The sequence below is a fragment of the Bradyrhizobium sp. 23AC genome, from assembly GCF_054863025.1.
The window spans coordinates 355,950-379,014 of record NZ_JAVAYN010000006.1 but is presented as its reverse complement, the minus strand read 5'-3'; the positions used below and the strand labels follow the sequence as shown (position 1 = coordinate 379,014).

Annotated in this window: 20 protein-coding genes; 9 read left to right on the top strand and 11 right to left on the bottom strand. The window is 63.5% G+C overall.

The window, feature by feature from the left end; genetic code table 11:
• Positions 1-5 precede the first annotated feature (5 nt).
• The 9 genes from RAD10_RS17685 to RAD10_RS17645 all read left to right on the top strand — a co-directional run bounded on the left by RAD10_RS17685 (position 6) and on the right by RAD10_RS17645 (position 10,022).
• Positions 6-1,631, top strand: coding sequence for an FGGY-family carbohydrate kinase (locus RAD10_RS17685; RefSeq protein WP_461618524.1), 1,626 nt, complete (start codon positions 6-8; stop codon positions 1,629-1,631).
• Between the two features lie 167 nt (positions 1,632-1,798).
• The gene (locus RAD10_RS17680; protein ID WP_461618523.1) at positions 1,799-3,130 is read left to right on the top strand and encodes an extracellular solute-binding protein; all 1,332 of its coding nucleotides are present in this window, start codon (positions 1,799-1,801) and stop codon (positions 3,128-3,130) included.
• Positions 3,127-4,164: an ABC transporter permease subunit gene (locus RAD10_RS17675; protein WP_461618522.1), complete on the top strand. Its 1,038-nt coding sequence runs from the start codon at positions 3,127-3,129 to the stop codon at positions 4,162-4,164. The genes RAD10_RS17680 and RAD10_RS17675 overlap by 4 nt, the downstream gene beginning before the upstream one ends.
• Before the next feature lie 4 nt (positions 4,165-4,168).
• Entirely contained in the window at positions 4,169-5,089 is a 921-nt protein-coding gene (locus RAD10_RS17670) for an ABC transporter permease subunit (RefSeq protein WP_461618521.1), read from the top strand.
• A gap of 9 nt (positions 5,090-5,098) precedes the next feature.
• A complete protein-coding gene (locus RAD10_RS17665) occupies positions 5,099-5,860 on the top strand; it encodes a glycerophosphodiester phosphodiesterase family protein (RefSeq protein WP_461618520.1) in 762 nt (253 codons plus the stop codon).
• A 44-nt stretch (positions 5,861-5,904) separates the two neighbouring features.
• Positions 5,905-7,386, top strand: a complete 1,482-nt coding sequence (locus RAD10_RS17660) for an alkaline phosphatase D family protein (RefSeq protein ID WP_461618519.1) — start codon at positions 5,905-5,907, stop codon at positions 7,384-7,386.
• A gap of 97 nt (positions 7,387-7,483) precedes the next feature.
• The gene (locus RAD10_RS17655; protein ID WP_461618518.1) at positions 7,484-8,431 is read left to right on the top strand and encodes a sugar-binding transcriptional regulator; all 948 of its coding nucleotides are present in this window, start codon (positions 7,484-7,486) and stop codon (positions 8,429-8,431) included.
• Between the two features lie 152 nt (positions 8,432-8,583).
• Complete coding sequence (locus RAD10_RS17650; RefSeq protein WP_104462127.1) at positions 8,584-9,603, top strand: zinc-dependent alcohol dehydrogenase; 1,020 nt, start codon at positions 8,584-8,586, stop codon at positions 9,601-9,603.
• Between the two features lie 41 nt (positions 9,604-9,644).
• The gene (locus RAD10_RS17645; protein ID WP_038946233.1) at positions 9,645-10,022 is read left to right on the top strand and encodes an NUDIX hydrolase; all 378 of its coding nucleotides are present in this window, start codon (positions 9,645-9,647) and stop codon (positions 10,020-10,022) included.
• A 7-nt stretch (positions 10,023-10,029) separates the two neighbouring features.
• On the opposite strand, the gene RAD10_RS17640 is transcribed toward RAD10_RS17645, so the two are convergent.
• The 11 genes from RAD10_RS17640 to RAD10_RS17590 all read right to left on the bottom strand — a co-directional run bounded on the left by RAD10_RS17640 (position 10,030) and on the right by RAD10_RS17590 (position 22,957).
• Entirely contained in the window at positions 10,030-11,649 is a 1,620-nt protein-coding gene (locus RAD10_RS17640; protein ID WP_461618517.1) for an inositol monophosphatase family protein, read from the bottom strand.
• Positions 11,650-11,719: 70 nt separating this feature from the next.
• The gene (locus tag RAD10_RS17635) at positions 11,720-13,024 is read right to left on the bottom strand and encodes an ABC transporter substrate-binding protein (protein ID WP_461618516.1); all 1,305 of its coding nucleotides are present in this window, start codon (positions 13,022-13,024) and stop codon (positions 11,720-11,722) included.
• Between the two features lie 28 nt (positions 13,025-13,052).
• The gene (locus RAD10_RS17630; protein ID WP_461618515.1) at positions 13,053-13,877 is read right to left on the bottom strand and encodes a carbohydrate ABC transporter permease; all 825 of its coding nucleotides are present in this window, start codon (positions 13,875-13,877) and stop codon (positions 13,053-13,055) included.
• Positions 13,878-13,927: 50 nt separating this feature from the next.
• The gene (locus tag RAD10_RS17625) at positions 13,928-14,857 is read right to left on the bottom strand and encodes a carbohydrate ABC transporter permease (RefSeq protein ID WP_461618514.1); all 930 of its coding nucleotides are present in this window, start codon (positions 14,855-14,857) and stop codon (positions 13,928-13,930) included.
• Positions 14,854-16,020 (bottom strand): ABC transporter ATP-binding protein, encoded by a 1,167-nt coding sequence (locus RAD10_RS17620; RefSeq protein ID WP_461618513.1) that lies wholly within the window; start codon positions 16,018-16,020, stop codon positions 14,854-14,856. The genes RAD10_RS17625 and RAD10_RS17620 overlap by 4 nt, the downstream gene beginning before the upstream one ends.
• A gap of 6 nt (positions 16,021-16,026) precedes the next feature.
• Entirely contained in the window at positions 16,027-16,851 is an 825-nt protein-coding gene (locus RAD10_RS17615) for a metallophosphoesterase family protein (RefSeq protein WP_461618512.1), read from the bottom strand.
• 894 nt (positions 16,852-17,745) lie between these two features.
• Entirely contained in the window at positions 17,746-19,143 is a 1,398-nt protein-coding gene (gene lpdA, locus RAD10_RS17610) for a dihydrolipoyl dehydrogenase (protein ID WP_461618586.1), read from the bottom strand.
• Between the two features lie 4 nt (positions 19,144-19,147).
• Positions 19,148-20,419, bottom strand: coding sequence for a dihydrolipoamide acetyltransferase family protein (locus RAD10_RS17605; protein ID WP_461618511.1), 1,272 nt, complete (start codon positions 20,417-20,419; stop codon positions 19,148-19,150).
• Position 20,420: 1 nt separating this feature from the next.
• Positions 20,421-21,434, bottom strand: a complete 1,014-nt coding sequence (locus tag RAD10_RS17600; protein ID WP_461618510.1) for an alpha-ketoacid dehydrogenase subunit beta — start codon at positions 21,432-21,434, stop codon at positions 20,421-20,423.
• 3 nt (positions 21,435-21,437) lie between these two features.
• Complete coding sequence (locus RAD10_RS17595) at positions 21,438-22,697, bottom strand: thiamine pyrophosphate-dependent enzyme (RefSeq protein ID WP_461618585.1); 1,260 nt, start codon at positions 22,695-22,697, stop codon at positions 21,438-21,440.
• Positions 22,694-22,957: a hypothetical protein gene (locus RAD10_RS17590; protein WP_461618509.1), complete on the bottom strand. Its 264-nt coding sequence runs from the start codon at positions 22,955-22,957 to the stop codon at positions 22,694-22,696. Before RAD10_RS17590 ends, RAD10_RS17595 begins: the two co-directional genes overlap by 4 nt.
• Positions 22,958-23,065: the final 108 nt, after the last annotated feature.

The following is a 23,065-nucleotide window of genomic DNA, read 5'->3' as shown; positions in this document are numbered from 1 at the left end:
TCCAGATGACCAAACAATCCGATGACCGCCATTTTCTTGGCATCGATGTCGGCACCGGCAGCGCGCGGGCCGGCGTGTTCGGTCGCTCCGGCAAGCTCGTTGCGAGTGACAGCGCTCCCATCGCACTTTGGCGGGAGGCCGGCGACGTCGTCGAGCACTCGAGCGAGGACATCTGGCGTGCCGTATGCCGCAGCGTGCGCGGCGCGGTGGCGCAGGCCGGTGTCGCGCCGAACAGCGTCGCCGGCATCGGCTTTGATGCGACCTGCTCGCTGGTGGTGCTGGGCGAGGGGGGCGCGCCGCTGCCCGTCGGGCCGTCCGGCGATCCCGCCCGCAACGTCATCGTCTGGATGGATCACCGCGCCGCCGATCAGGCGCGCCGGATCAACCAGACGGGCGAGACTGTTCTCGACTATGTCGGCGGAACGATCTCACCCGAGATGGAGACGCCGAAACTGTTGTGGCTCGCCGAAAACATGCCCGACACGTTTTCCCGTGCGTGGCAGTTCATGGACTTGACCGATTTTCTTACCTGGCGTGCGACGGGGAGCCTGTCTCGCTCCATCTGTACCGTGACCTGCAAGTGGACCTATCTGGGTCATGAAAACCGCTGGGATGATCAATTCTTCCGCAGGGTCGGCCTCGGCGTGCTGGCGGACGAGCAATTCCGCAGGATCGGCACCGAGATCGTGCCCGGCGGAACGAGGCTGGCGGCGGGCCTGACGGCGGAGGCTGCGGCCAATCTCGGACTCGCGACGGGTACGCCGGTCGCTGCCGGCCTCATCGATGCACATGCCGGCGGTGTTGGTACGGTGGGCGCGCGTGGCACGGCGGGCACAGTGCTGACGCGCATGGCCTATGTGTTCGGAACGTCCGCCTGTACCATGACGACCACGCCGGATCCGTCCTTCGTCCCCGGCGTGTGGGGACCCTATTTCTCCGCCATGGTGCCCGGGCTTTGGCTCAATGAAGGCGGGCAGTCGGCCGCCGGCGCTGCCATCGAGCATCTGTTGCAGATGCATCCGCATTCCGCGCAAGCGACGCAGGCTGCACGCCAGAAGCAGCAAACGCTTGCCGATTGGCTCGCTTCGGAAACCGAATCCCGCGGCGGTGACGGAATGATTCCGCAATTGGTCGGCGAGGTTCATGTCGTTCCCGAATTCCTCGGCAATCGCGCGCCGTTCGCAGACCCTGACGCGCGTGCGCTGATTGCCGGGCTCGATATGTGCTCGGATCTGGAGAGCCTGCTGGCGCTTTATCTTGCCGGGCTGTGTGGTCTCGGTTGCGGGGCCAGGCAGATCGTTCGCGCCCAGCAGGACAGGGGCATCGCGGTCGATACGATCGTGGTCAGCGGTGGCGCCGCAAAGAGCCGCCTTGTGCGGCAAGTCCTCGCCGATATGACGGGTTTGACGGTGGCTGCGTCGGCATCCCCGGAGGCCGTCCTGCTCGGCTCCGCGATGCTTGGATCAGTTGCATCGGGCGACTATGCCAATCTCGGCGAGGCGATGCAGGCGATGTCGGTTCTGGGGGACATCCATCAACCCCAGGCCGCTCTGGCGGATTGGGCCGATCGGCGCTTTGGAGCCTTCGAAGCGCTGCAGAAGGTCGGCCGGGCAATTCGAAGCGCTTCGTAGCCCCTTTGCCGACCGGATCCGGCGTCCCCAGGCACGGCTTGCTCCCGACGCCGGCACTGCCCGAAGGAGAGGGCGTTCGACCCTCTTTCATCATCCCGACACATATGTCATGATAAAAATACAAATGTATATTCCGGGTCTTTTTGCCCGGCGAGGGAGGGCTGCCCATGGGTAGGAAAGTCGCATTCATTGCGGCCTTGTTCGGCGCGTTGGCATTGGTTGGTCCGGCGCAGGCGCGGGTCGAAGTCCAGTGGTGGCACGCCATGAGTGGCGTCCTCGGCGACCGGCTCAATGAGCTGGTCGAGAAGTTCAACACGTCGCAGGACAAGTACACGGTCGTCGCGGTCGCCAAGGGAAACTATGACGAGGTGACCAACGGGGTGATCGCCGCCTATCGCGCCAAGCGGCCGCCGGAGATGGTGCAGATCGCCGAGCGCGGTTACATGACGATGCTGCTTTCAGGGGCCATTGTCCCCGTGCAGGATTTGGTGGAGCAGAAGGGTTACAAGATCGACTTCTCGGACTTCATCAAACCCGTCGCAAGCTTCTGGAGCTACAAGGGCCGGATGTCGGCGATGCCGTTCAACTCGTCGACGCCGATCTTCTGGTACAACAAGGATCACTTCCAGAAGGCCGGCTTCGACAAGCCGGCCGACACCTGGCAGGAGCTGGAGAAGCAGCTCTACACCATCAAGTCCAAGGGGATCAGCGAGTGCGGCACGGTGCTGCCCGGCGATTTCTACTGGAGCCTGCTCGAGAACTACAGCGCCATCAACAACCAGCCCTACGGTACGCTCGCGAACGGCTTCGACGGGCTCGGCACCGAATTCGTCTACAACAAGACGAAGGTGGTCTCGCAAGTCGCGCGGCTCAAGAAATGGCTCGATGACGGCGTGATGCAGATCGCGGGCCAGGGCTTCAGTCCCGAACAATTGTTCACGTCGGGCCGGTGCTCGACCTTCGTCAATTCGACCGCATCGCACGGCAACATCGAGCGCAATGCGACCATCAACTGGAGTGCCACCTTCCTGCCGCACGAGAGCGACATCAATCCGCCTCTCAACAGCACCATCGGGGGCGGGGCCATCTGGGTCATGAAGGGCCACACGCCGGAGCGATACGAGGCCGTCGCGGCCTTTCTGGATTTCGTCGCGCAGCCGGAAACCCAGGTCTGGTGGCATGGCGCAACCGGCTATGTTCCCGCCACCAATCGCGCCTATGCGGTCGCGCGGGAGCGGGGCTACTACAAGGATCATCCGACCAGGGAGATCGCGGTGCTGCAGCTTTCGCGCGGCACGCCGAACGAGAACTCGCGCGGCTTTCGCTTCGGCAACTTCGTGCAGACGATGCTGGCCCAGCGCCAGGAGGTCGAGGCGGTGTTCGCCGGTCAGAAGCAGCCGCAGCAGGCCATGGATGACGCAGTCAAGCGGGGTAACGAGATCCTGCGGCAGTTCGAAAAGCTGAATGCCGGGAAGACTCCGGAAACCGAGCGTCCATGACGTTGCGCCTGTCCATCCCGTGGCGCGAGGCACGCGCACCCGTGCTTCAGGGAAGGCACGGGGGCGGTGGGTCCAAGGCCGTGCCGGCGGCTGCCGCCGGCAGATCGCGTCCGTCGGGGAGAACGCGGCCGCGTGAGGAGGCCGGACTGAAGCGGGCCAATTTCGGCGACGGTCCCGGCCTGCCGACTTTGCTGTTGCTGCCGCAATTTCTGATCCTGCTGTTCTTCTTCTTCATTCCGTCGCTGCGGGCCCTGATGCAGTCCGTTCTGCTCAGCGATCCGTTCGGGACCAACGTTCAGTTCGTGTGGCTCGACAATTTCAAGACGCTGCTTGCGAGCAGCGACTACCGCCAGTCGATCGCGGTGACGTTCTGGTTTACGGTGGCGCAGAACGTGCTCACATTAGGCAGCGCGCTCGTGCTGGCCTTTGCCACCGACAGGATCGTACGCGGCCGTTCGGCCTATCGCACGATCATCCTGTTGCCCTATGCCATAGCGCCCGCGATCGCCGGCATCCTGTGGGCCTTCTTATTCAATCCCGCCGTCGGCCCGCTCGCGCAGGTGCTGCACGGGCTCGGTATTGCATGGGACCCCAACCTCAATCCGACCGATGCGCTGATCCTGGTGACGCTGGCCGCGTCATGGAAGCACATCTGCTACGACTATATCTTTCTGGTCGTGGGGTTGCTCGCGGTGCCCGTGTCGCTGATGGAGGCTGCCGCCGTGGATGGCGCGGGACCGATCCGCCGCTTCGTCTCGATCGCGCTGCCGATGCTCGGGCCCACCATCTTCTTCCTCACGGTGATGAACTTCATCTATGGCTTCTTCGAAACCTTCGCCATCATCGATGCCGTGACCAAGGGCGGCCCGGCCGGTGCAACCAACATTCTGGTCTACAAGGTCTTCGTCGACGGCTTCGTCAATCTCGATCTCGGCTCTTCGGCTGCACAGTCGGTTCTCCTGATGAGCTTTGCGCTGATCTGCACGCTGCTGCAATTCCGCTACTTCGACCGCAAGGTCAATTACGGGGTCTAGCCGCATGGTGGAACGCTCACCGATCCTTAACATGCTCTGCCACGCGATCCTGATCGCCGGCGCGCTGATGGTCTGCGTACCGCTGTATTTCGCATTCGTGGCCGGCTCGCTCACGGTGGCCGAGGTGCAGAAGGTGCCGCTGCCATGGCTGCCGGGAAGCCAGTTTTTCGACAATCTGCAGCTGGCCTGGAGCAAGGGCAATTTCAGCCGCACCTTCGCGAATTCGATTATCGTGGCGCTCGGCATCACGGCCGGCAAGATCGCGGTATCGCTGCTCTCGGCCTTCGCCATCACCTACTTCCGATTCCGCTATCGAATGCTCGCATTCTGGCTGATCTTCACGTCGCTGATGCTGCCGATCGAGGTCCGGATCGTGCCGACCTTCGAAGCCGTGGCAAATGCGGCGCTGCCGCTGCAATGGCTCTTGGATACGCTGCATGTCGCCGATCTCTGGCGCTGGATCAGCGGGCACGAGGTCGCGATCGCGCTCGAATGGAACATGGTCAACACCTATCCGGGGCTGATCCTTCCGCTGATTGCCTCAGCCACTGCCACGTTCCTTTTTCGCCAATTCTTCCTGACGATCCCGGAGGAGCTGTGCGAGGCAGCGAGGCTGGATGGCGCCTCGCCGCTGCACTTCTTCTGGAGCATCCTGCTGCCGCTGTCCGTTCCGAACATGGTGGCGCTCGCCATCATCCTGTTCCTGTTCGGCTGGAATCAATATCTCTGGCCCTTGCTGTTCACGACTGACAAGGACATGGCAACGGCGGTCATTGCGTTGAAGGGCCTGATTCCCCGCTCCGACAGCGAGCCGGCCTGGAACATCGCCATGAGTGGTGCGCTCCTCACGATGTTGCCGCCGGTGTTGGTCGTCCTGCTGTTGCAACGCTGGTTCATCAAGGGTCTTGTCGACAGCAGCAAATAGGGAGTGATCATGGTTTTCATCGCCGGGCATCGCGGCGGACGCAATCTTTGGCCGGAGAACAGCCTGACAGGCTTCCGCAACGTGTGCAGGGAAGGGGTCGACGCGGTCGAGTTTGACGTCCATCAGAGCACGGACGGCGGGCTTGTCGTGATCCATGATCCGCTGCTCGACCGCACCACATTCGAGAGCGGGCCGGTGGGCGAGCGCAGCTTGCGGCAACTGACGGCAACGCGTCTTCGTGATGCCGGCGATGAGCGCATTCCGACCTTGGACGAGGTGCTCGACGTGTTCGGCGAAACCGCGCTCGAGCTCCACATCGAGATCAAGACGGATGCGCTTGGCAATTCCTATTCGGGCCTCGAGGGGCGGCTGATCAGCGAGATCAAGCGTCGGGGCCTGGAACGGCGTGCAATCATCACCTGCTTCGTGCCCGGCGTGATCGAGACCGTGCTCCGGCTGTGGCCGGAGGCGCGGATACTCGTTTCGCTTGACCGTCGTTCGGCAGAGATGATGGGCGGAATTGAGCCCGCGTTGACTCAATTGGCTGCCATTCCCGGCTGCATCGTCGCGGTCGAAAAATCGCTCCTGGGGCTCGCGTTGCCGCTCGCCCTCAAGATGCTCGGATCCGAGCGTCTCGGTGCATGGGTGACCAACGAGCCGGAGGATATCGCTTACTGGCTTGCCCAATCGGTCCGGCAGATCACGACCGATCGGCCGGATCTCGCCGTGAGCATTCGCCGCAGGCTCGAAACGATGCCGGCGCGCCCATGATTCCCCGCCGCCGCTTTCTCGTGGGATCGCTGGCGAGCGCCGCCTTGGCTGGGCCCGCCGGGTTCGTGCGGGGAGCGCCGGTTTCGTTTAGCGCAGATCCTTTCACGCTCGGTGTTGCGTCCGGATGCCCGCGGGAGGATCGCGTCATCCTGTGGACGCGCCTTGCGCCGCAGCCGCTCGACGGCGGCGGCATGCGGGACGCGCCAGTGGACGTCGAATGGCAGGTTGCTGACGACGAGGCCTTCTCGCGCATTGCCTCCCACGGCGTCGTGCGGACGACCGCGGAGCTCGCGCATTCCGTGCACGCCGAGGCGACGGGGCTGCGGCCGGACCGCGTCTACTGGTACCGCTTCCGTGCCGGCCCGGCGCTCAGTCCGGTGGGACGCACCCGAACCGCGCCCGCCGGGGCGGCGCGGCCTTTACGTTTTGCTTTCGCATCCTGCCAGCAATACGAGCAAGGCTATTTTACCGCCTACCGCGACATGGCCGCGCGTGATCTCGACCTGGTCGTGCATCTCGGCGACTATATCTACGAGAAATCCTGGGGATCGCGCCACGTCCGCCAGCATGGCGTTGGAATTCCGACGACGCTCGAGGAATTCCGCAACCGCTACGCGCTCTACAAGAGCGATCCCGACCTGCGAGCGGCGCACGCTGCCTTTCCCTGGCTCTCGGTCTGGGACGACCACGAGGTGATGGACGATTATGCCAATGATCGCTCCTACACCGTGCGCGATGCCGCTCAGTTCCTGAAGATCCGTGCGGCAGCTTATCAGGCCTATTACGAGCACATGCCGCTGCCACCCACGGCGCGCCCGCGCGGCGCCGACGCCACGATCTATGAACACTATCGCTTCGGCGAGACGCTAGACGTGCTGCTGCTCGACGACCGGCAATATCGCTCGGCATCGGCCTGCGTTGGAAGCGGGCGTCCAACCTGGGTGGCTGACTGTGTGAGCCGGACGGATGAAGCGCGGACGATGCTCGGCGAACAACAGGAACAGTGGCTCGATGCCCGCCTGAGCGACTGTCGCGGCCGTTGGACAATCGTCGCGCAGCAGACATTGATGGCGCAGGACAGGCGGGAAGGGGATGACGGCGCGCGCTTCTGGATGGACGGCTGGGACGGTTATCCCAATGCCCGCCGCCGGCTGATTGATTCGCTTGTCGCGCAACGCCGGCGCAATCCGATCGTGATCGGCGGCGACCGCCACGCCTTCTTTACCGCCGATCTGAAGCATGATTTCGCCCGGCCGGAAGGACCGACCATTGCGACCGAGTTCGTCGGCACGTCGATCACCTCAGACGGTCCGAGCGAAGCCAGCGTGCGCAAGGCGCTGGCGGAGAATCCGCATCTGGTCTATGCGCGTGGTGACAAGCGCGGCTATGCGACCGTGGAGCTCGACGTCCGGCATTGCACTGTGGGATTCGAGGCGCTCGACGATGTCAAGGATGCCGCGAGCGCGGTGCGCCGGCTGACGAGCTTTGTGGTCGAGGATGGCGTGCCGGGCGCGAAGGCCGCATGACGAAATCCGCATCGCAGAAATTTGACGACCAACGAAAGATCGCCTCAAATGCTCCGACGTCTGACTGTGCCTTGGGGCCGCTGCGGGGGGCTGCGCCGTGACTGATCAAACCATCCTGCGGGTCGCGTGGCTCTACTACATGGAGAACCTGACCCAGGCCGAGATCGGCGAGCGGCTGGGGCTGACGCGCGCCCGCGTCAATCGCATGCTGTCGGATGCCCGGCAGACCGGTATCGTCAACATCCGCCTCAACTCGGCCTTTGCGAGCTGCACGGAGCTGGAGCACCGCTTGCGCCGGGAATGCAGTCTCGAGGACGCGGTCGTCATCCCGAGCCCGGAGAATCCCGAGCAGGTCGGCAGCCTGATCGGGATGGCGGCGGGCGCGTATTTATCGAAATTCCTCGAACAGAAGCGGCCGCGCATCATCGGTATCGGATGGGGCGCGACCTTGCGTGAGACCATCCGTTACGTCACGCCGGCGGACTATCCCGAACTGTCCATCGTCTCCATGATGGGGGGGCTGTCGCGCGGACTCGAGCTCAACACCTTCGAGATTGCGGGTGAGCTCGCGCACCGGCTGCACGCCCAGTGCAGCTATCTGGCCGCCCCGATCTTTGTCAGCAGCCGGCGCTCGCGCGACACCTTCCTGGCCCAGGAGGTCTATCAGGAGGTGCTGAACAGCGTTGAGAAGATCGATCTAGCGCTGTTGAGCATGGGAGATCTGACGCCGCGCTCGCTGCTGATGCGGCATGGGCTGCCGCCGGACGTTCGTGCCGAGCACCTGCGGGCGGCAGGCGCCGTCGGCGACGTCCTGGCGCAATTTCTCGACAAGACCGGCCGGCCCATAGATCACGGCATCAACAGCCGCGCCATTGCGCTGCCGCTGGAGAAGCTGACGCGCGTGCCGACGTCGATGCTGATCGCCGGGGGGCTCAACAAGGCGCCGATCATCGCCGCGGTGCTGCGCGGCCGGATCGGCAAGGTGCTGGTGACGGACGAGAACACCGCCGTCGCCGCGCTGAAACTGATCGACAAGCAAAAATAGCCGCGTTCTCGCAACGGAGAGGGGCTCTCGCGCCTTCGGCACCGAGGGCGCGATAGCCCACGCGCGTGCCGAAAGGCGTGCAAAAGCATTTGTCACCTCAAGGTTACATATGTAATATAGGAGAGACAACTGCTCAGAAGGATGGCGTCGACATGCGCGCTGCGGTGCTCCAGGACATTCGTGACATCCGCGTCCTCGATATCCCCGAGCCGAAACCGCTCGCGGAGGACGAACTCATCATCCGCGTCAAGGCCGTCGGCGTTTGCGGCAGCGATTTGCATTCCTATCTCGAGGGCGGAACAACTGGCCCGACCCAAGTCAGGCCGTTCGTCCTGGGCCACGAGTTCTCGGGTGTCCTCACGCCGGACTCGGCGCGAAAAGCGGGGTTCTCGGCCGACGCGTTGGTGGCGGTCGATCCTTCCATTCCCTGCGGCCGTTGCGAATGGTGTCACCGCGGTCACACCAATCTCTGCCCCAACGTGAAATTCCTGGGCTACGCGCCTCACAACGGCGCCATGGCCGAATTCGTCTGCGTGCCCCGATCCGCCGTTCATCTGGTGCCTGACAGCATCGACCCGGCCGGCGCGGCGATCCTGGAGACGCTTGGCGTCGCGATCCATGCGATGGATCTGGCGCGCCCGCGGCTTCTGGAAAGCGTGGCGGTGCTGGGCTGCGGGCCGGTGGGATTGCTGCTCGTGCAACTGGCGCGGCTTGCAGGTAGCGGAAAGATCATCGCGATCGACCCTGTCGAGCAGCGTACTGCACTGGCCTGCGACCTCGGGGCGGACGTGGCATGCCGCAGCTACGCCGAGGTCGGGGACGCCACCGAAGGTCGCGGCGTCGATCTGGTGATCGAGGCAACCGACTCATCGCACGGCTTCGAGCATGCGGCGCGCTGCGCCCGCATCGGTGGCCGGGTCGTCCTCGTCGGCATCCCGGAGAATAATCAGTACATCCTTAGCGGCGCGGAGTCGCGTCGAAAGGGCCTGTCGATCAAGTTTTCACGGCGCATGCCGGAAGTTTATCCGCGCGCCATCGCGCTTGCGCAAGGCGGGCAGGTCAAGCTGGCGCCGCTGGCCACGCATCGTTTCTCGCTCGACCAGACGCCTGCCGCGTTCGAGCAGCAGGTCGCGCGGCGCGACGGCATCATCAAGGCGATCATCTGCCCGTAGATTGAGCGCTATCTCGCAAGTGCTCGGCAGGACTGGTGCCAATGGCGAAATCGTCGAAGCTGGTCGTCGCAAGAAAGGGACGCGTCCTGATGGTCAGACGCAGGCGCGACGGGCTCTGGATGTTTCCCGGCGGCCGAAGGCGAGCAGGCGAGAGCGACAGGAGATGCCTTCGTCGCGAGATCAAGGAGGAGCTTCCCAAGCTGAAGCTCGGGCCGTTGAAACTATGGAAGGAAGTGAAAGCGAGAAAGAGCCGAACCGGCCGGCGGATGAGTGATGCGATCTTTCTGGCCAAGAAGGTGTCGGGACGCCTGAAGGTCGGCGACAAGAAGGAGATCGATCGAGCGGTTTGGCGCAAGCCGCGCGGCGCCAGACTGACCCCGACCTCGCGCTACATCCGCGATAAGCTGTTTCCGAGATAAAACTCCGTCATCGCAGCGCCTGGCGCAGGAGAGCCAGCAGTTCCTCGTGGATCAATCCGTTGGAGGCGATCTTGTCGAGATCGTCGTTGCGGCACGGACGCCCCGTCAATGTCGTGACCTTCCCGCCGCCGGCCCACACCATCGGCAAGGCGGCAGCGTGCGAAACGATATCGGCTTTCAACGAGACAAAGCCGTCTAGGCGACCCGAGGCCACCATCGTCGTTTCGAAGGCGCCCGAGACGACGATACGCACGCCGCGCGCCACTTTGCCGAGCAGTTCGATCACACGCGTCGTCCGCTGGACTTCGTCGGGCGAGAAATGCGAGGTCAGAATCACCGAGACGACCGCATCCGACAGCGAACGCGTCGTGGAGACGCGGGCGGGCACGTCATCGATCGTTGCGCCTTCCCCCGCGAGATAGCGCGCAGTCAGTCCGATCTTGGGAGCGTTGATCAGGCCAAGTTTCGTCTCACCGCCGACTTCGTAGGCGACCGTCACGGAAAACCAGGGCAGCCCCCGCGCGTAGTTGATCGTGCCGTCGAGCGGATCGATGATCCAGCGCGCAGCGTCGCGCCCTTGGCTCGCGCCGCTCTCCTCGGCCAGGATGCCGGCATCCGGCGTCAGCGCCTTCAAGCCCGCGACGACGATCGCCTCGGAGGCAAGATCCGCCTCGGTGACGATATCGAGCCCGTCCTTGCGCTCTGTGCGTAGCGGCGTGGATTGCATCGCGACCAGCCTGGCCGCCGCCTCAGCAACGATGGCCTCTGCGCGCCCTAGCAGCGTCGCAAGGCTCTTGCACTCCTCGATTCCCGGATCGTCCTGATCGGGCGCGATGTCGAACGGACGACCATAGTCTCCGATCGGGACGAGATGGCTGCTGATGCCCATGTCCGGCCGCCAACAGTGCAAGGCAAATCCCGGCGGCTCCTTGATGAAGCGGTTACCATGACCGGGCCGCAGGTCGAGCGCGACCTGGTGCGCCGTGCTTGGCGCCACATAGCCCACGGTCCCCGCGTAGCGCACCGTGATCGAGCGGTGATAGTGACCGCACAGCACGCGTTCGATATCCGGATGGTCCTTGATGATTGCGTCGAGCGCTGTAGCGTCGCTGATACCCAGCTCGTCCATTCCGTCGGCTCCGACGAGGAACGGCGGATGATGAATGATAACGGCTGTGGGCTTGCCGCCTCCAGCCGCGAGCACTTCGCGTAGCCACTGCTGCCGTGCCGCGCAGAAAGTCCCGTGGGTCTGTCCGACCTCGACGCTGTCGAGGAAAATCAGCCGGACCGGGAAATCGTCCACGACAAAGTTGATGAAGCCGTCGGACGGAAGATAGCGGTAGCGTGGTCGCAGCGACCGTCTGAACTGCTCGCGCCGGTCATGGTTGCCGGGAATAACGAATACCGGCATCGGTAGTCTGGCCAGGCCAGCGGCGACAGTCTCGTATTCCTCCTCGAGCCCGCAATCCGTCAGATCTCCGCTGACCACGACGCAGTCGGGTTGCGGATCGAGGTTCAGCACGGCGTCGATCGCGTCGTGAAACATCGCGTTGGAATCGATGTCGCCGGAAGCTTTCTTGCCATGCGGACGTGCGTGGAAATCGCTCAGCTGGGCAATGATGAACACGGGAGTCCTGTTCCGGGGAGAAGGGCCTTTTCGAGCGCTTGGCCACCTGCTGTGGCCGGCTGTCCGTTGCTTACGAACTCTTCATCAAGGCGTTGCTTTCCTTGACCATGCGATCGAGCCCGGCCTCGGCGGTCGTCTCGCCGCGCATGACGGCATGGATGATCTCGCGCTGCGTGCGCCAGATCTTCACGGACTGTCCGCCCGGATAGCCCTGCCATGGCTTCGCGCGCTCGATCTGCTGCGACACGGTGCGGAAGTTCGGGTTCTTGTCGTAAAACGGAGCCAGGAAGTCGGGCCCCGAGGCGCGCAAATTGGTCGGCATGTAGCCCGTGGTCTCAACCACGATCTTCTGCGCTTCCGGTCCGCTCACGAATTTCAGGAACTCCCAGGCGGCCCGCTGCTTCGCCGGATCTTTCGCCGTGATGATGGCCGCGTTGCCGCCGGTGGGCAGCCCACCTTTCTGCTTGTCGTCGATCGGGAAGGTGCAGGTGCGCAAGGTGAACTTGTCGCCGATCAGGTCCGTGACCTGGCGCAACCGGGCCGGCGTGTCGGCGAAAATGCCGATTTTCCCGGCGATGAACTGCTGGCGTGAGGAGTCCCAATCGATCAGCGGCATCTTGGCATCGGCCACGAACCGCCGGCAATGGGCCAGGGCCTTCAGCCCGGCCTCGTTGCCGAAACCGGCAGTGGTTTCGGATGCGTCGAGCATCTGACCACCACCTTGCAGGATCAGGGAACGGAACAGCCAGTCGTCGGGCCAGTCATGGATGTTATAGGCTAAGCCGGCGACATCGGATCCCTTGCTCTTGATGTTGACGGCGAGGGCGACCATGTCCGTCCAGTTGTCGGGCATCTTGTCCGGATCGCCGCCCGCTTCCTTCACGAGCTGCGTGTTGAAATAGATGACCGGCAGCGACGCATTGAATGCGAGGCCGTAGATCTTGCCGTCGACCGCTCCGAGGGCCAGGATTCCGTCGGAATAGTTGGCCTTGCGCCAGGCGGCGTCCTCCTTCTGCAGCAGCGAGGCGACCTCGGTGATCTGGTTGCGTTTCACCAGGGTGCGCACGAGCTCGGCGAGCAGGTGATAACCCGAATAGTAGACGTCGGGCAGCTGGTTGGTGACGGCCTGCCGCAGCATGGTCTGATGACCTTCGTCATAGCTCGCCGCCGGCGCCCGGAACTGGATCTTGATGCCCGACTGCCGCTTCATGAACTCCTGCGCGATCGGCTCATGGAATTTCGCGAAGGCAGGAAAGGCATAAAGTGCATCCAGCGTCACGTCCTGCGCGTGAGCCAATCGCGTCAAGAACGGGCTTGAAAGCGCGGTCGTCCCGACGGCCGCGGCGCTCTTCAGGAGGTCTCGGCGATGCAGCATGACGGTGTCTCCCTGGCGGTTGTTGAAGTCATTTGATTCCGGTCATCGTGATGCCGGCAATGAAATGCCGCCGCGCGATCAGGAATGCGATCACCAGCGGCGCCGTGATGATGGTAGCGCCGGCGGCGAGCGCCCCGTAATTCGAGCCCAACTCGGAATCGGCGAAATACATCATGCCGAGCGGCGGCGTTGCGAGCTTAGTGTCGGAGACGACGATGAGCGGCCAATACAGGTCGTTCCAGTGCGCCACGACAGAGAAGATCGAAAACGCCGCGATCGCCGGCCATGCGCTCGGCACGACGATGCGCCACACGATTTCGAACTCACCGACACCGTCGAGCCGCGCGGCCTGGATGATCTCATCCGGATAGGACTTGAAGAACTGGCGGAACAGGAAAATCGCGAACACCGACAGGAAGAAGGGCATCATCATCGAGAGGTAGGTGTTGAGGATGCCGAGCTCGGCGAACGCGATGTAGAGCGGGAGCGAGGGCGCCTGGACCGGAATGCAGAGTCCGAGCAGGACCAGCGAAAACAGGATCGGCCGTCCCGGAAACTTCAGCTTGGCGAGCGCATAGGCGCAGGGAATTGCGACCAGCAGCTGGACGACGAGGATTCCGCCGCAGACGACGAGACCGTTGAGCAGAAAACGCAGGAGAGGCGCGGTGCTCAGGGCAGATTCGAAGTTCTGCCATCCATAGAACTGGCGCGGCCAGAGCCGGAACGTCGCCTCGAAGATCTCACCCGGCGGCTTGATCGCGCTCGTCAGCATGAAGACGAACGGCAGCAGCATGAAGACGGCGCCGCCGATCAGCACCCCGTGGACGAGCGCAAGCGACACGAGGCGCCGCATGCGGATCGCCACGGGTGTCGGCGGGCGAGTGATTGTGGCCGAGTTGCGCATCAATAGTGCACCCGTCGATCGAGGATGAAGGTTTGCAGCACCGAGAACACCAGCGTGAACGCCAGGAAGACGAGTGTGAGCGTCGCCGCGTAGCTCATGTGAAAGTACTGAAATCCCTCCAGATAGATGGCATACAGCAGCACCTCGGATGCGCCTCCGGGGCCACCCCGCGTCATCACCGCAACCGTGTCGAAGATCTTGAACGCGGTGATGAAGGTCGTCACGGTCACGAACATCGTCGTCGGACCAAGCATCGGCCACGTCACTTTCAGGAAGCGGTCAATGGGATGGCTCGCGCCATCAATATCAACGGCCTCGTAGAGATCGCGGGGGATCGCCGAAAGGCCGGCAAGGAACAGCACCATGTTGAAGCCGACGAGCTGCCAGATGCCGATCGCGGCGAGCGTCGGGATCACGAGGCGCGGCTCGCTCAGGAAAGCCGTCTCGGCAAAACCCAGCCCCTTGAGAGCCTGATTGATGAGCCCCAGGGTCGGGTGCAGCAGGAACTGCCACATCGTGGCCATTGCGATGAGCGTCGAGGTGACGGGAAGGAAATAGATCACTTCATAGAGGCTGCGCGTGCGCTTGCGCTGGTGGATCAGGATTGCGACCAGCAGCGAGATCAGGACGCCGCCGGGCACGACAATCGCCACGTAGAGCAGGGTATTGGCAACCGAGCGTCGAATCACGGGATCCTGCAGCGCCGCGCCGAAATTCTTGAAGCCGACGAACGAGAAGTCGAGCGCACCCAGCTCGTAGTTGGTGAAACTCAGGAAGGTGAGAGCAGCCAGCGGCGCCAGATTCGTCAGGACCAGCAGGATGAAGGCCGGCGCGGCAAAGCCCAAGCCCGCGAACCGCTCGACCCATCGCTGGCGGCCGGCTGGCGGCGCCGCGTCGAGCGGAGTGACTTGAGCAGCGACCGTGGTCATCGGGCCTCGCTCGCGCGGCGCACATCGCGGCCGGCTGCATTGCGGCTTTCCACCTCGATGCGGCGGCCGTTGTTGTCGAAGACGTGGCAATCCCGTGGCTCGAAGGCGAGCGGGACTTCGCCCTCGGGGATGGGGATGCTGTTGTCGACCCGGCAGAGCACCGCCACTTCCGGGGAGGCCACGAGATCGAAGTGAAGGATGCTTTCCGAGCCGAGATTTTCGCGGCGCCGGAACCTGCACGTGACGGCGCACGGTCCGCCTCCGATCCGCATCGCTTCCGGACGCACGCCGACCGTCAGTTCCGGCGTCGGCGCGTTGCGAACATCGATCGGCAGCGTCCGGCCGAGCAGCTCGACGTGACCGCTGGGCCCCACATGGGCCGGAAATAGATTGATCGCCGGACTGCCAATGAACTGCGCGACCGCGGTCGTGGCGGGCCGTTCATAGACCTCGGCGGGGGTGCCGAGCTGGAGTATGTTGCCGTGATCCATCACGGCAAGGCGATCGGACATCGTCATCGCCTCGATCTGGTCGTGTGTCACGTAGATCATCGTGGCGCCGAGACGCGCGTGCAGCTCGGTCAGCTCGCCACGCATGTGCACACGCAGCTTGGCGTCGAGGTTCGACAATGGCTCGTCCATCAGGAAAGCCTGCGGATGACGCACCATTGCGCGGCCGAGCGCGACGCGCTGCCGTTGCCCGCCCGAAAGCTGTCCGGGGCGGCGGTGAAAGAAGGATTCGATGCGAAGCTGCTCCGCGATGGCCCGCACCTCACGCGCGATCTCGTCCGTGATGCGCCTGCGGCGAGGCGACAGATGACGCATCAAGGGCAGGCGCTCGAACAGGTTGAGGCGCGTCATGGTGAGGGGCAGCGCGATGTTGTCGAACACCGACATGTGGGGATAGAGCGCGTAATTCTGGAACACCATGGCGATTCTGCGCTCGTGAGGCCGCATATGGTCGACCGAAGTCCCGCCGATCGACACCGAGCCGCGGTCCTGAGATTCGAGGCCGGCGATGATGCGCAGGAGCGTCGACTTGCCGCAGCCGGAGGGGCCGACCAGCGTCAGAAACTCGCCGTCCGCAATATCGAGGTCGATGTCGTTGAGGACGGATGTGTCGCCGAAAGCCTTATGGATGCCGCGCAATGTGAGGCCTGCCATCGCAGCTCACGCCTCAGCTTCGCGCGGCGGATAAACTTCGTGCACGACGTCGTCGATCCAGTAATCGGTAAGGCCGGGCACCGGACGAATGCTCACGTCGATGTTCTCGCCGTCGATGTCGTAGACCACCGCCCCAAGCCGTGCAGCGCCGCCCATCGGCGGCGCCAGTTTCTCACCGACCAGAAAGCCGGCCGCCGGCCCCCAAATGTAGTGCGTGCCGTTCAGCCGGATTTCGTGCCACCGATGCAGATGTCCACTGGCCACGATCTCCACCCGGTAGCGTTGCAGCAGCTCGAGAAGGGCGCGGCGCGGCTCCGGCTTGACCGACCAGTAACCGGTGTCGGCCTCGGTCGGTGACTCGATGAACAGCGGCCGGTGCGTGAACCAGGCAAGGCGACGCCCCGCAGCGTTGGCCATCGCGGCCTCGAGCCATTCGGTCTGCCGCGCCTCTTCGGGGCCGCCGCCGAAGATCATCGAATTGAGGCCGATCAGGCGCCAACCGTCCACATCGCGTAGCCAGCGGTCGTCACCGAAGTGGCGGCGAAAGCGATCGAGCCGCTCGCCATTTACCGGCTGATGCGGATTGCCGACCTCGCCGACGTCATGATTTCCCGGAACCGCCACGACAGGGACGCCGAGCGAGGCCAGTTGGGTCGCGCAATATGCTGCGTCGGTTTCCTGATCGGCTGCATCGACCGTCACATCGCCGGTATGTATGACGAGATCTGGCTTATGCTGCGCGATCCAACGCGCAAGGGGCGCCCAGTTTGCCTCGAAGTGCTGCTTGCTGGGGCTGAGATGCGTATCGGAAATCTGAACAACTCGGACCATGACGCCTCTGCTATGGGTCGCGTGTCACGCCGCGCGTCGACCGCGCAGCGGTCTCTCGCTCGATTCGAATGCGCTGCCCCGCGCCGCGCGGAGTGGGGCGGTCATTGTAGTCGTGAGATCTGAAGCTTCCGGCGCTCTCCCTGGCTGACGATGCCGCTTAAGCGGCTTGTGTCATTTCAATCAACTATACATATGAACTGTCATTGTGACAAATGTAATTCACGACAAGACAAGCAAGATCATGCGCGGATGTGAGCAACCGGGTGTGTGTCGTCTGACCAGGGCGGGAAATTTCGGTCTGCGCGGTCGCGATTGAATGAGCTCAGCGTCTGCGCAACCTGGATTCACATTGCCGATTGAACATGATCGAAGCCGATATCTCCCAGCTGAGTGCTCGAGCCTTTGATGCATGTCCTGTAAGTGGCGTGCGCCCTCTCGCTGAGGGTTTGCGTGACGCGTGCGCCGGGATTCCGAAGACGCGATTTCCGCTTCCGATTCAAGGTTGCGGAAGCCTTGTCACACCAGATTTCTCAATCGGTCCAATCACATCAAGGGCCGGGCAGAGGCGAATATCTCAGTAAATGAACGGGTTAGGTCGGAAGTTTTCCAAAGCCCCCATGATGGATTGGGAGTTTAGGTCTTTCAATCACTTAGATGGCAGCGTGTGCACTACGTGTGCACCGGGAGGTCAAGAAAGTTGAGCAGGCCCTTCGAAATGGGACAGGACCGAGCCAGCACTGCCCGGTAACAGGGGCAACCCATTGGTGCTGCAAGAATGACGACCGCTGCGACTGCGTTGTGGCGCCAAGAACCGAGTTCTGGCGGCGACTCGAATTTGATGGGCGCTCGTTGTGGCGCCAGGTGGCAGCTCTACGGCGCAGGTGGTGCCGGTGCTTAGATATGAATCGCATGCCCCAGCGACTTCAGCGCAGCTTCGTGAAAGGCTTCGCTTTGGGTTGGATGCGCATGGATGGTCATGGCGATATCCTCCAGCCGCGCGCCCATCTCCAGCGCAAGAGTGAAGGCTGCCGAAAGCTCGGCGATGCCGGCGCCGACGCCCTGGATACCCAACAGGAGGTGATTGTCGGCTCGCACGACCGTCCGGATGAAGCCGTCTTCCCGATCCAGCGTCAATGCGCGGCCGTTGGCCTTGAACGGGAAGAGCTCCGTCTTGACGTCGAATCCCCTGCTGCTCGCCTCGTTGGGTGACAGGCCGACCGTCACGAGCTCGGGGTCGGTGAAGCAGATCGCCGGGATCGAAACCCGGTCCCAGGCGCGACGGCGGCCGGCAACGATTTCGGCCACCATCTCGCCTTGCGCCATGGCGCGATGCGCCAGCATCGGCTCTCCCGTGACGTCTCCGATCGCAGAGATGCCGTGCATCGAGGTGCGACATCGGTCGTCAATTCGAATGAAAGGTCCGTCCATATCGAGATCGAGCTGCTCGAGGCCGAAGCCGCTTGTCAGGGGGCTGCGGCCGACCGTGACAAGGATCTTGTCGGCTGCGAGAGCAATCTGCTCACCATCGGCGGTCTCGACCGCCAGCGCCGTTCCGTCGGTGGCGAGTGCTTTCACCTTTGCGTCCGTCAAAACCGTGACCCCGAGCGCGGTCAGGCGCCTTGCGACGGGCTCGCTCAAGTCGCGATCATATTGCGGGAGAACGCGTGGCGCGGCCTCCACGACCGTGACGGTCGCGCCGATTTTCGCGAATGCAGTACCGAGCTCGAGCCCAATGTACCCGCCGCCGACCACGACGAGCCTCTTAGGGATTTCGGTGAGCGCCAAAGCCTCGGTCGAGGAGATCACGCGGCCACCGAAGGGAAGAAACGGCAGGGCGACCGGCTCGGAGCCTGTCGCAATCACCACCGTTTCGGCATGGATCACCTGCCGGCCGGATTGCGTTTCGACCTCGACGGTCTTACCGTCGCGGAAGCGAGCATAGCCGGCCACGAGCCTGACACCGGCCCTTCTCAAGAGACCAGCCACACCGCCGTTCAGACGTCGGACGATATTGTCCTTCCAGGCGATGGTCTTGGCGAAGTCGAGAGACGGCTTCGCCGTGGTGATGCCCAGTGCGCTCTCGCCCGCCGAGGCGCGCGCAATGGTTTCATACTCACCGGCCGCATGGATCAAGGCCTTGGAAGGAATGCAGCCGACATTGAGGCAGGTTCCACCCGGCTTCTCGGCCTCGACGATGATCGTATCGATGCCGAGCTGGCCGGCACGGATCGCGCAGGTGTAGCCGCCGGGGCCCGCGCCGATGACAAGGAGCTTGCAGGTGATCTCGGTCATCATCCTACCCGTCAATGAAGATCATGGCGGGTGTCTCCAACTGGGTCTTGATCCGCTGCACGAACTGGGCTGCATCGAAACCATCGATGACCCGGTGGTCGAAGCTGGACGACAGGTTCATCATCTGACGCGGCACGAAGGCGGCGCCATCCCAATGCGGACGGATCGCGATACGGTTGACGCCGACGATCGCGACCTCGGGATGATTGATGATGGGCGTCGTCGCGAGCCCGCCCAGCGCGCCGAGCGATGTGATGGTGATGGTCGAGCCGGTGAGCTCGTCACGGGTGGCGGTGCCGTTCCGAGCCGCTTCCGCGAGCCGTGCCACCTCGGCGGCGCAACTCCAGAGGTCGCGCGCTTCCGCATGCCGGACGACGGGGACCACGAGGCCGGCCGGCGTTTGCGTGGCGATCCCGATATGAACGCCTGCGTGCTGGTGAACGATCCCGGCCTCGTCGTCGAAATGGGCATTGAGATGCTGCTGCTCGGCGATCGCGCGCACCATGGCGCGCATCAGGAACGGCAACATTGTCAGTTTGGGTCTACCCGGCTGCTTCTGGCTGTTGAGCTTCGCGCGCAAATCCTCGAGCGCGGTGACATCGACCTCTTCGACATAAGTGATGTGCGGAATGCGCGAGCTCGCAACGGACATCTTCTCGGCGATCTTGCGTCGCAAGCCGACGATCTTGATGTCAGTGACCGCGGTTTGCGTTGGATACGGCGTCGCCGTCGTTCCGGTGCGGCCGCGCGCGAGATGGGCGTCGAGATCATCATGGGTGATCCGCCCGGCGGGACCCGTTCCCCGGATCTGACGCAAGTCGACGCCTGCCTCCCGCGCGCGGAGCCGAACCGCGGGGGCGGCGAGAGGCCGATCGCCTGCGTGGTGGGGTGGCGCCGCAGAGGGCTGCGACTTCAGCATGTTGGGCGGCTCGCGCGCCATGCGCGGGGCGCTTGCGGCAACGTCAGGCTTTTTGGCCAAAGTGCTTGCCGTGGACGATGCTGACTTCACTGTCTCCGCCGCTGGCGCGCTTTTGCCGTCCACCTCCAGCCGAACAAAGTCCGAGCCGATGGCGAGAACGTCGCCCACACTGCCGGCGAGCCAGATGACCTGTCCGTCCGTCGGCGAGGGAATCTCCACCGTCGCCTTGTCGGTCATGACGGCACCGAGCACGGCGTCTTCGCGCACGACATCGCCGACCTTCACGTGCCATTCCACGAGCTCGGCCTCCGCAATGCCTTCGCCGACGTCGGGCAGCCTGACCACGCGCTCGGCCATCTCAAGCCTCCAGCGTTTCGATCAATGCGCGGCCGACACGCGCAGGGCCCGGAAAATAGTCCCATTCCTGCGCATGCGGGTAGGGCGTGTCCCATCCGGCGACACGCACGATCGGGGCTTCCAGATGATAGAAGCATCGTGTCTGGACCAATGCGCAGAGCTCAGCACCGAAGCCAGAGGTCAGCGTCGCCTCGTGCACGATGACGCAGCGTCCGGTCTTCTTGACCGAGGCTTCGATGGTGTCGAGATCGAGAGGCAGCAGCGAGCGAAGATCGATGATCTCGGCATCAATGCCGGATTCGGTCGCGGCGGTCTCGGCGACGTGCACCATCGTGCCGTAGGCGAGGATGGTGACGGCCTCACCCGGCCTGCGGATCGCGGCGCTGCCGAGCGGAATTGCAAAATGTCCGTCGTCGACTTCGCCGAGATCATGCTTCGACCACGGCGTTACCGGCCGGTCGTGATGACCGTCGAATGGACCGTTATAGAGCCGCTTCGGTTCGAGAAAGATCACGGGATCGGGGTCCTCGATCGCAGAGATCAACAGGCCCTTGGCGTCCCGTGGGTTCGACGGCACGACGGTCTTGATGCCGCAGACATGCGTGAACAGAGCTTCCGGGCTCTGGCTGTGTGTCTGGCCGCCAAAAATGCCGCCGCCGGTCGGCATGCGCACCACGAGCGGGCAGGTGAATTGACCGTTGGAGCGATAGCGCAACCGCGCGGCCTCGGAGACGATCTGGTCGTAAGCCGGATACATGTAGTCGGCGAACTGTATTTCGACACAGGGTTTCAGGCCGTAAGCCGCCATGCCCACTGCGATGCCGACGATACCGAGCTCGCTGATCGGGGTATCGAAGCAACGGCTCGTTCCGTATTTCGCTTGCAGGCCCTGGCTGGCGCGAAACACGCCGCCGAAATAGCCGACGTCCTCGCCGAACACGACGACGTCGCCATCGCGCGACATCATCACATCCATGGCCTCGCGAATCGCCTCGATCATGGTTTTGCGCGGCATCGCTCAGACTCCCGCTTCCTGGCGCTGGCGGCGCAGATGTGGCGGCATATCCGCGAATACGCCCTCAAACATGTCACGCGCCGAGGCATGCTGAGGTGAATGCAGCGTGCCGTAGCCCTCGGCCTCCTTCTGCGCCGCGATCACGGTGTCCATGATCTCCGCCTCGGCCTGCTTGTGTCGTTCCTCCGACCAGGCGCCGCGCACGATCAAATGATTCTTCAGCCTGATCACGGGATCTCCGAGCGGCCACGCTTCGGACTCCGTCTTCGGCCGATAGCCCGCGGGATCGTCCGAGGTGGAGTGCGCGCCGACGCGGTAGGTCACGTGCTCGATCAGGGTCGGGCCAAGATTGCGGCGTGCACGCTCGCACGCCCATTTCGCAACCGCGTGGACGGCGAGGTAGTCGTTGCCGTCGACGCGTAGAGCCGGAATGCCGAAGCCGAGGCCGCGCGCCGCGAACGTGCCGGAGCCACCTCGCGCGATGCCCTGGAAGGTCGAGATGGCCCATTGATTGTTGACGATGTTGAGTACGACCGGCGCGCGATAGGTCGAAGCGAACACGAGGGCCGCGTGGAAGTCGGATTCGGCCGTTGCGCCATCGCCGATCCAGGCGACCGCGATCTTCGTGTCGTTCTTGATTGCCGAGGCCATCGCCCAGCCGACCGCCTGAATGTATTGGGTGGCAAGATTTCCCGAGATCGTGAAGAAGCCGTGCTCCCTTGAGGAATACATCACGGGCAGCTGGCGCCCCTTCAGGGGGTCGTGTGTGTTGGAATAGATCTGGCAGGCCATCTCGACCACGGAGTAGCCGCCGGCGATCAAAAGCCCGGCCTGGCGATAGGTCGGAAAATTCATGTCCCCCGGATTGAGCGCTTTGCGGAAGGCGCAGCTCACGGCCTCTTCACCCATGTGCTGCATATAGAACGAGGTCTTGCCCTGACGCTGCGCCATCTGCATGCGCGCATCGAACGCACGCAGCGTCATCATGTGACGCAGGCCCTCGAGCAGTTCGTTGTCGGAGAGCGCACCTGCCCAGGAACCGACGGCCTCGCCGTCGCGATTGAGCACGCGGATAACCGAGAAGGCGAGATCACGAATCGTCTCGGCATCCACGTCGACGTCGGGACGATTGACCTGGCCTGCGCGCGGAATGCGGATGTTGGAGAAATCCGGCGTACCACCCGGGCGCACCGCCGGCTCCGGCACGTGCAGCCTCAGTGGCGGATGCTCGGCGGATGGAGCCGCCCCGTCTTGCGGGATCATGTCACGGATGAGTTTGGGGTCGGACATTGGCTTTCACCTCTCACCTCGATTGCATCGACGCAGAATAACGCACCAACGCGGCGAACGAGCCGGTCGATGACGTCGCGGTCATTGATGTCTAGGGAAGCCGAGATGCGGCAGGCATCCGCATCCGCCCGCGCACTGAGAGCAGCAAGCGGCAGCCCTGCGACACGGGTCTGGTCGAGCAGGCGGCCGAGTGCGGCGTGCATATTGCTGGTCTGCAGTTCGAGAACAAACACCGCATGCGTCTCATTATGTTAAGTATATTGTACTGGCAAAAGCCAGGATTGTTGTTCCTTTGATCTGGGTGTAGTCTCAAAATGCGATAAAAATTTTCCAGGTACGAA